Origin of the sequence: Lentibacillus halophilus, from assembly GCF_039522485.1 — a bacterium.
GTDB classification, from domain to species: Bacteria; Bacillota; Bacilli; order Bacillales; family Amphibacillaceae; genus Lentibacillus; species Lentibacillus halophilus.
On sequence record NZ_BAAADM010000034.1, the window covers coordinates 1 to 8,037 of the forward strand.

Sequence of the window (8,037 nt, forward strand, 5' to 3'; positions counted from 1 at the left end):
CTCGCATGGTTCTGAGAGGGGAGTGATACACAATCAGCCGTTAGGCTGAGAGGTTCACTCCTACTTGACCATACGCAATTCTGAATTGTGTATGTGCCTGGCATTTGATTATAATGGTCTAAGAACGAATATGACGAGGAGGACTCAAAAGTATGATCGATGAAACAGATATGAAGCACCTGCGCCGTTCTGTTGACTTGGCAAAGACTGCTTTGGAAAAAGGGGACGAGCCATTCGGTTCAGTCCTTGTCTCAGGCAATGGTGACGTACTCGCCGAAGATCATAACCACACTTCAGGCGGTGACCATACGCAGCACCCGGAGATTGCGCTCGCACGTTCGGCAGCTGAAAATATGTCAGCTAAAGAAAAAAGCGAGGCGACCGTCTATACCTCAGGTGAACATTGCCCGATGTGCGCTGCAGCCCATGGATTAGCTGGTTTGGACCGTATCGTTTATGTTAGTTCATCCGATCAGCTAGGCAGATGGTTCAGTGAAATGGGGATGACCGGATTGCCCCGTGTCCGCAGCCTTCCGATCGAGGATGTGATTCGTGACACGACAGTTGAAGGCCCTGTTCCTGAGCTTGCAGAAGAAGTCCGTGAGCTCCATCGTCAGTATCATATGTAAAGTTTGACTAAACGGGGCTGGGAAAAAGACTGAACAAATCGCTTCTAAATACGAACGATATATTTAAGGCGTGGCCATCGCTCCGGAAAAACACTGCGCTTTCCGCGGGCGCTGATAAGCCTCCTCGTGCTTACCGCACTGCGGGGTCTTATCTAAGCTTTTCATCCCGCAGGAGTCTCCGTGTTTTTCCTGCGCTAAGCGAAAAATCCGAACTGATTAATATTGTTTGTGAGTCATAGTTCGGATTTTTATTTGACTAAACGTCTTTTGTCCCAACCCCGTTTGTTTATTCGATAATGATGACTTCGCCGTCTTTCAGTGTTTTAAAGGGGGTGTTATGATTTTTTATATAGGCAATAGTCCGGTCGATATCCTCGGATTCCGGGATGCCTGACTGATAATGCGGAACAATGGTATAATCTAATATGTTTAGTCCATCCCAAACTGTCGGGTAATCTTCGCCATATGGTTTTTCATCTGGATCATCCGTTAAATGAAGACCTTTTAACGTCGGTCCAAGCATACAAATGCCTGCACTGTACCCGCCATATAAGACGTTTTTGTTATCTCTATAATATGTTTTAACAATACTGTCAAAACCACTTAATCTCGTGGCCTGTGCCAAAACAAACGTATTGCCGCCTCTAACCCAGAGGACGTCGTACTGATCAAGTTTGTCTTCCAGAGCCCCTGTATTATGGAAATATTGTTTCAGATCGATGATATCCACAGTAAAACCTAGACGCTCTAAATCGGCTGCGTTACGTGCATCACTTTGATTCTTCTGGTTGATATCTGTCATAAAATCCATGGCATTATTGATAAAAGCTACGCGTCTATTGCCATCCTTTGTCATGTCTTTGAGTTTTTGTTCCTCACGACCCACGTCTTGAGATGACAGGTAAAAGTTCATATGATCCTCCTGCTTTTCATTAAAATAAATCCTTATATTACGATGTTAACATTAAAGCATCAGCGTTGGGAAATGCTACATTAAAGCCTGCGTTTACGGCCGGCTTTGGGTGGTCTATAATAGATGTAAAGAAGAAGTAAAGATGGGAAGTGCCTATGTCTAAGCGAAAGAATAGTGGCTATAAAAAGCCTGATAAAAATAGCAAATCTGATAAATCCTACAAGAAGCCGAACCACGCAAAAGGAAAACCAAAAAGCGGAAAACCAAGAGGTCAGACTGCAGTAACTAATTCGCGCCAACATGGACAGAAGGCCACAACGGCGACAGTTACATGCTCAGGTTTGACCGGTGAGGGCAAGGGTCTTGTTAAGTGGGAAGGAAAGCAGCTGGAGGTTGCGCATCTGCTGCCTGGTGAAACGGCTGAGATACGTGTGTCCAAAAAAGGGCGGTATCGTAACGCAGAGCTAAAGCGGGTGGTCAAACAGTCTGATGACCGCGTCGATCCGCCTTGTCCGTATTACTACGAATGCGGGGGATGTCAGTTGCAGCATATGAGCAACCAGGCGCAAGGGCGTTTTAAACAAAACATCATCGATTCGATTATGAAACCGTTTGGCAAGCCGGAACCCATTTTGACGATGGACCATCCATATGACTACCGGAATAAAAGTCAAATGACATTTGGACGGAATAAAGAGCGGCAGATTATTGGTGGGCTGTACGCTCAGAACACCCACCGAATCATACCCATGGACCGGTGTCTTATTCATGATCCAAAAGCGGACGAGATCGTGCAAACGATTAGGGGCCTGATGAAATCCTTTAAAATGCAGCCGTACAACGAAGATACCGGCCAAGGCTTTCTAAGGCATGTCCTGATAAAAGTTGGTCAGGTCAGCGGTGAAATTATGGTGGTGCTAGTAGCGGCCTCACCTGTCTTCAAAGGCAAAAATAATTTTATAACGGCCTTTCGCAAAGCTCATCCTGAAATTACGACGCTTTTGCTGAACGTCAATAAACGGGATACCAGCGTCGTTCTGGGTAATCAGGAAAAGGTATTGTTCGGCAAAGGGACAATCACAGACACCCTCTGCGGAATGACGTTCGAGATATCAGCAAAGTCCTTTTATCAGATTAATCCGGTTCAGACCGAAAAATTGTATGCAAAGGCCATTGAAATAGCAGAGCTGACTGGCAAGGAAACGGTGGTTGATGCGTACTGCGGAATTGGTACCATTGGTCTGGTTGCCAGTCAGAAAGCTGGAAACGTTATTGGCGTTGAAATGAATAACGATGCCGTTCGCGACGCCATTCGCAATTCAAAACGTAACGGTGTAAAAAATGCCCGATTCTATCAGGGCGACGCTGGCGAGTTTATGATGCAAATGGCAGCACGCGGCGATAAAGCCGATGTGGTGCTTATGGATCCGCCACGAAGCGGAAGTGACGAAGCGTTTCTGTCAAGTGTGGTAAAACTCCAGCCAAAGCGAGTAGTATATGTCTCGTGTAATCCGGAAACACAGGCGCGGGACTTAAAGTACTTAACGAAGCATGGGTATGCGGTTGAAGGCATTCAGCCGGTGGATATGTTTCCGCAAACCTACCATGTTGAAGCCGTTACAAAATTAGTTTTGGAGAAATAGCCTGGGACTTTTTCTATAACAAAACGGGCTGTTCGCCATATGCTTGTAATACTTGGTAATAAAACGGATCATCACCCATACAGTATATTCGATCACAAGTTTGCGTAATTTGATCGAGATCGTGTGATGTATATAGAATCATTTTTTCTTGTGTTTTGGCCAGACCCGCTAAATAGGATGCAATGTCTTTACGGGATTTCAAATCAATGCCTGCGGTCGGTTCATCCAGAATCAGCAAGTCAGGGTCATGAATCAGGCTAACGGCGATATTCAATTTGCGCTTCATGCCGCCAGATAATTGTTTGACCGTTTCGTTCCATTTGTTCAATTTCATGTCCTGGCACAGTTGCCTGAGCTGTTCAGTGTTTTTGTGGTTCCATGACAGTTTTTCAAAAAACCTCATGTTTTCTTTTACGGAAAAGTCCTCCCACAAAGCAATATCCTGTGGCACAAAACCGATTTGTCTGCGAATGATTTTAACGTCTGTTCGGTAGGATTGATCATATAACATGATCTCGCCGGCACTCGGCTGGGACAGTGTAGCTAAAATCTGCAGCAGGGTTGATTTGCCTGCGCCGTTCTCTCCGACAAGTCCAATCACTTCCCCGGGGTGTACGGTGAAGGAAAGATCATTCAAAATTTGTTTTCTGCCATAGGCTTTGGACAGTGTCTGGACCTCAAGCATGATATTGCTCCTTTCTCATCAGCCATAATACAAAAGTCACCCCGATTGCCAGCGGCCACAGACTGAGTAAATTTCCAGCAAGCAGTGGGCTCAGCGGGCTTGCAAAATCAGGAAGCCAATCCGCTGTAATGCGTGTCGGAAGCAGGGCGCCAGTGCCAATACCAGCCAATAATACAAGCGCGAATGCCACTGTGTTATAGTAAAACGGACGTTTAAACAAATGGGCCAATAAAAATGCCGCTGTGCAAATGAGCAACCGATAAACCAGGAGATTGGCGGGATTGAGCCATTCGCCAAATATATAATACAGCGAAACAGCTGTCAGCATATCTGTCATAAACAGAACGAGCGTGTACAGCAGGGAATTCAGTAGCAAGTAGGATTTTAATGACCACCGGGAAAATGTCAGACGCCATATGGCTTTCGACTGTTTTTCTTTAATAACCCAATCAAACAGAAGCATAGCGGAAAGAAGACTGAAAATCCCCCACAATCCCCAGACATTAAATGGCCTCTGGGTGTCATTCATCGTTTCATGATCACCGTGGAATGTCAGATTGGTAGACAGCAGATCTTCCTCTTTTTGTATCGTTTTGCTCTTAGCAACAATGTCTTCAATTGTCGACTGTGTTTGACCTGAATAGCGCTTTTCAAGTTCCTGAATGGTAAAAGCTGCTTTAGCGCGGCCGGTTTCCTGCTGAACATACGAGACAATCATTTCTTTAACCGGTGAGTAGGCAAGCGATAGATCAGATTGATAAGCGGTGATCAAACGGCTCCTGTTATTCTGCTGAATCTTTTGCTCAAAGTTGCTATGAATTGTAAATACACTGTCCAGATCATGTTTCTCCAGGCGATACAGTGCTTTGTCTTCAGGCAAAATTGTCGTTCTGATAAACGGGGCCGATTTGATTTTTTGAACGAGTGCCTCTGAAGCATCTGTTTCCTCCTTCAGAACAACACCGACAGGGATCTGTGCATCATCCTGCAGTGCATCGGTGATCATGATCACGCTGACTGTTGCCACAAACGGGAACAAGAGCCAGAACATGAGGCTTACCCACTGTTTCTTCCAGTGCATTAAACGCGTTGTGATAATCTGTTTCATTTAACAGCACGCTCCTTCCAGACGGACGTGCCAATCAGAATCATAACAGTGCATAGCAGCATCAGCGTCATGGGTATATAGTCCGCGTAAAATCTGCCGTTTAATATGATTTCCTGCAGCCAGCGAAAGCCTTCACTGGCAAATAAATACGGGAGCAGATGCTGCATATACAATGGAAAATATAGCGTTGGTATAATGGCACCGCTTGCCAGCAGCACTAGCAGCGTCAGTAATGACTGCATAAGCAATCGAATTTTATGCCCTGTAAAAATGGTTTCCAGCATAGCAAGAATACCCAAGTAAATTAAGCAGTACAGCAGGGTAAGAAGAGCGATTCGAATGTAGTCCTCACTGTATAATGGAATGGCCATTATTGAGACATACAGATAAAAGGAAATGGCCCCCAAAACGCTCGTGATCAGACATGTGGCCGTGATTTTGGCCGTGAGCTGCTGAAGCACCGTCACCCCGTATAATCGCATTCTGTTTTGCATACGAATTCCGTCATCATTCGAAAAAAATGAGTAAAATGCCAATAGCCAGATCGTAATGATGATAAACCAGGCGGCAAGACCGTAGTAGTGAACAGGCGAGCTCGTGGCCTGATTGGTGATTTGTTCTTCGCTTAGCAGCTTGTCTTTACCGGCTGTATAGATGAGAAAGTCCTTAAATTGCTGCACCAGTATATCTTTTCGCTTGTCATCAGCAATGGGCAATGGTTTTAAATAATCATCAATGGTTAAAATGTTGGCTTGTGACGTCCGAATATGCCTGGCAAGGCTGTCGAGCAATTCTTTAACAAGATAGCTTTCTGTCCGTCTTCCGGCATTGCCAGTTACTTCCAGTGTGACGGAATCCCCGTTGTACAGACTTTCAGTAAACCCTTTCGGAAAACTGACATAGGCGCTTAATTGCTCGTTTATTTGTTCGCGGGCCTGTTCTTCTGTCAGGGCTTCCATTTTGATATAGTTCCCTGTTTGTGATGAGCTTTCGATTAACTCGATAACCATTTCCGTTTCCTGCGACTTATCAAGATCCACCAGTCCGACACGAAGCGGTTCATCTTCATCCGGCTGAATAATTGATATGGCAATGACAGCCATGAGGGAAACAAGTATAACAGGGAATAGTAAAAGCAGAGGAAGCACCGGCAGCTTCCTCTGCAATGTCTTCAGATTGCTTTTAAAAAACAGAAGGCTATGTCTGATAAACGTCATACCTGCACATCCTTAATTAAAAACCGTTCATGTTGCCGTCTGGAGCCCCCATAATCTCCGTAAGCCATTGTTGGTATTGTGGTGCTACCGTCGTCCGGAAATAATTCCTCAGCTCGCTGGGTGACATTGTGCCAAGGTCTTTAACGTTATTATCCTCTGGTTTATCTACTTGCTTAATAACTTTGGCATCCCGGCTGACAGTCAGACTTACCATATTCAATGCCTGTGGAAGGGTTGGTGTTTCCACTGTTATATTATGCTCCGAATTCATGCGATCATTGTCATAGGATGCCTCACCAGTCCAGATCACACTTCCGGTTTGATTTGGTCCGGTACCGTTAACAGAAATTTCACGTTCAAATTCCCTTGTACCGTCCTTAAGTGTGGAGGAACCCTGATATGATAAGTCAGCACCATCTGCACTGATGGATACAGAATTTTCGAGTTCGTTATCCTGGTTTGACATATCAGCCTTCACTGTTATGGCATTGTCATTGGCAGCCAGTGTATAATCCAAATCTATTGTCGTATCATTTAATACTTGTGTGCCATTCATACTGAGGTCAACCAGTTTTCCATTCTGAGCTCCCATACTGATGGCTGACTCGCGTTTAACAATCAACCCGTCTTTAACCCAGATAGTGGACGTTATTCCCTCAGGCATTCGGATTTCTTCCAAACTGTTAATGGCTTTGTCGATATTTTTTTCATAGTTTTTAAGGATGGGATCGGCATTGTTTTCCGATGCACTGGCTAAAGTCGTCGAATAACCATTCAGATCTTTAATAATGTCTTTTACTCTATCATCCTTTTTAACTTTTTCAAGAAGGGCACTTACTAGATCTTTCACTTCTTTTTCAGAAAGCTGTAATGATAACTTTTCGGCTTCAATTGAATTATCCTGGATTTTGACTGATTCATTGGCGGACTCAAACGAATCATCCGACAGTTCTTCGTAGATCATTTGTAAGTATTCTTCCCGTAGATATGATTTATCATCCTCTGATAATAAGTCATCCACATGATTGAAAAAATCTGCAAAATCGATGGATTCGCCATTGAACGTCAGGTTCATGTTCTCCATCAGCTGAGCCAGGTCATCATCCTTAACCTGCAACGTTTTTTGCATAAAGGGCAGCTGAAGCATTAAACGGTCGTCATCCAGATATAGATTAATATTTTTCAGTTCAATACCGGCAACGTTAACTTGTAAATCCGTTGCGAGCTGCTTGTTTTCTTTATCCGTTTGCGTCGTTAACTGCAGTTTGGAATTATTGATGATTTGGTCCGGACTTATTCCCATTCCGCTGCTGGGAGGACCATTATAGTTTCCGGATAATGTCACTGTGTTTTCAGTTGGCTTTTCTTTTGTTGTCTTTGCCCAGTCGAATTCCGGTTGATAGCTTGTCGTTACATTTTCGTTCATAAATTCGAGTGTATTTGTTTCAGCTTTGAAGTATTGTGTTTTTGGAGAGTTGTTCATCAGTGAAAACGCTACTATACCCCCAACAACAACCAATACAGTGGCTGCAATAATAGCTGTGATCTTTTTAGGAATACCTTTTTTTATTTGATTGTTTTCTGTCATTTGATATCAATTCCTTTCTAAGTCTTTTCTGAGTCCTTATGACTTATATGTATTTATAGAACCCATGTCTTAATACAACAATTCAATTATATACCATTCCTGGAAATAATGGTAGATTATGTCGAAAAATGCTTTATTATAGTCAGAAATAAGTGCCAGGCACATACGCAATTCTAAAGTGCGTATGTGCCTGGCAGAGCGACCGGGCTTAGGTCGTAACATATAGTGGGTGGGATGCCCGCCGAGTAAGAGTT

The 8,037-nt window shown here is 44.0% G+C and carries 7 protein-coding genes; 2 read left to right on the forward strand and 5 right to left on the reverse strand.

The window, feature by feature from the left end; genetic code table 11:
• The first annotated feature begins 152 nt into the window (after positions 1-152).
• Entirely contained in the window at positions 153-629 is a 477-nt protein-coding gene (locus ABDZ72_RS06865) for a nucleoside deaminase (RefSeq protein ID WP_343751995.1), read from the forward strand.
• Positions 630-915: 286 nt separating this feature from the next.
• Here the strand turns inward: ABDZ72_RS06865 and ABDZ72_RS06870 are convergent, their stop codons facing one another.
• Positions 916-1,542 carry a Type 1 glutamine amidotransferase-like domain-containing protein gene (locus ABDZ72_RS06870; RefSeq protein ID WP_343751996.1) on the reverse strand — a complete coding sequence of 209 codons (627 nt, stop codon included), beginning with the start codon at positions 1,540-1,542 and terminating at the stop codon, positions 916-918.
• 155 nt (positions 1,543-1,697) lie between these two features.
• Between ABDZ72_RS06870 and rlmD the strand changes: the two genes are divergently transcribed.
• Positions 1,698-3,185 carry a 23S rRNA (uracil(1939)-C(5))-methyltransferase RlmD gene (gene rlmD / locus ABDZ72_RS06875; RefSeq protein ID WP_343751997.1) on the forward strand — a complete coding sequence of 496 codons (1,488 nt, stop codon included), beginning with the start codon at positions 1,698-1,700 and terminating at the stop codon, positions 3,183-3,185.
• 13 nt (positions 3,186-3,198) lie between these two features.
• Here rlmD and ABDZ72_RS06880 read toward each other — a convergent pair whose 3' ends face one another.
• Genes ABDZ72_RS06880 through ABDZ72_RS06895 form a run of 4 tightly spaced genes read right to left on the reverse strand, consistent with a single transcriptional unit; the run spans position 3,199 to position 7,783 of the window.
• A complete protein-coding gene (locus ABDZ72_RS06880) occupies positions 3,199-3,870 on the reverse strand; it encodes an ABC transporter ATP-binding protein (RefSeq protein WP_343751998.1) in 672 nt (223 codons plus the stop codon).
• Complete coding sequence (locus ABDZ72_RS06885; RefSeq protein WP_343751999.1) at positions 3,863-4,978, reverse strand: ABC transporter permease; 1,116 nt, start codon at positions 4,976-4,978, stop codon at positions 3,863-3,865. Before ABDZ72_RS06885 ends, ABDZ72_RS06880 begins: the two co-directional genes overlap by 8 nt.
• Positions 4,975-6,195: an ABC transporter permease gene (locus ABDZ72_RS06890; RefSeq protein ID WP_343752000.1), complete on the reverse strand. Its 1,221-nt coding sequence runs from the start codon at positions 6,193-6,195 to the stop codon at positions 4,975-4,977. Before ABDZ72_RS06890 ends, ABDZ72_RS06885 begins: the two co-directional genes overlap by 4 nt.
• 16 nt (positions 6,196-6,211) lie before the next feature.
• On the reverse strand, positions 6,212-7,783 hold the full coding sequence (locus ABDZ72_RS06895; protein ID WP_343752001.1) for a DUF6583 family protein: 1,572 nt from the start codon (positions 7,781-7,783) through the stop codon (positions 6,212-6,214).
• Positions 7,784-8,037: the final 254 nt, after the last annotated feature.

Coding starts and splice junctions, on each gene's coding strand:
- ABDZ72_RS06895 (WP_343752001.1), bottom strand. CDS start 7,783: ATGACAGAAAACAATCAAATAAAAAAAGGTATTCCTAAAAAGATCACA.
- ABDZ72_RS06880 (WP_343751998.1), bottom strand. CDS start 3,870: ATGCTTGAGGTCCAGACACTGTCCAAAGCCTATGGCAGAAAACAAATT.
- ABDZ72_RS06885 (WP_343751999.1), bottom strand. CDS start 4,978: ATGAAACAGATTATCACAACGCGTTTAATGCACTGGAAGAAACAGTGG.
- rlmD (WP_343751997.1), top strand. CDS start 1,698: ATGTCTAAGCGAAAGAATAGTGGCTATAAAAAGCCTGATAAAAATAGC.
- ABDZ72_RS06870 (WP_343751996.1), bottom strand. CDS start 1,542: ATGAACTTTTACCTGTCATCTCAAGACGTGGGTCGTGAGGAACAAAAA.
- ABDZ72_RS06890 (WP_343752000.1), bottom strand. CDS start 6,195: ATGACGTTTATCAGACATAGCCTTCTGTTTTTTAAAAGCAATCTGAAG.
- ABDZ72_RS06865 (WP_343751995.1), top strand. CDS start 153: ATGATCGATGAAACAGATATGAAGCACCTGCGCCGTTCTGTTGACTTG.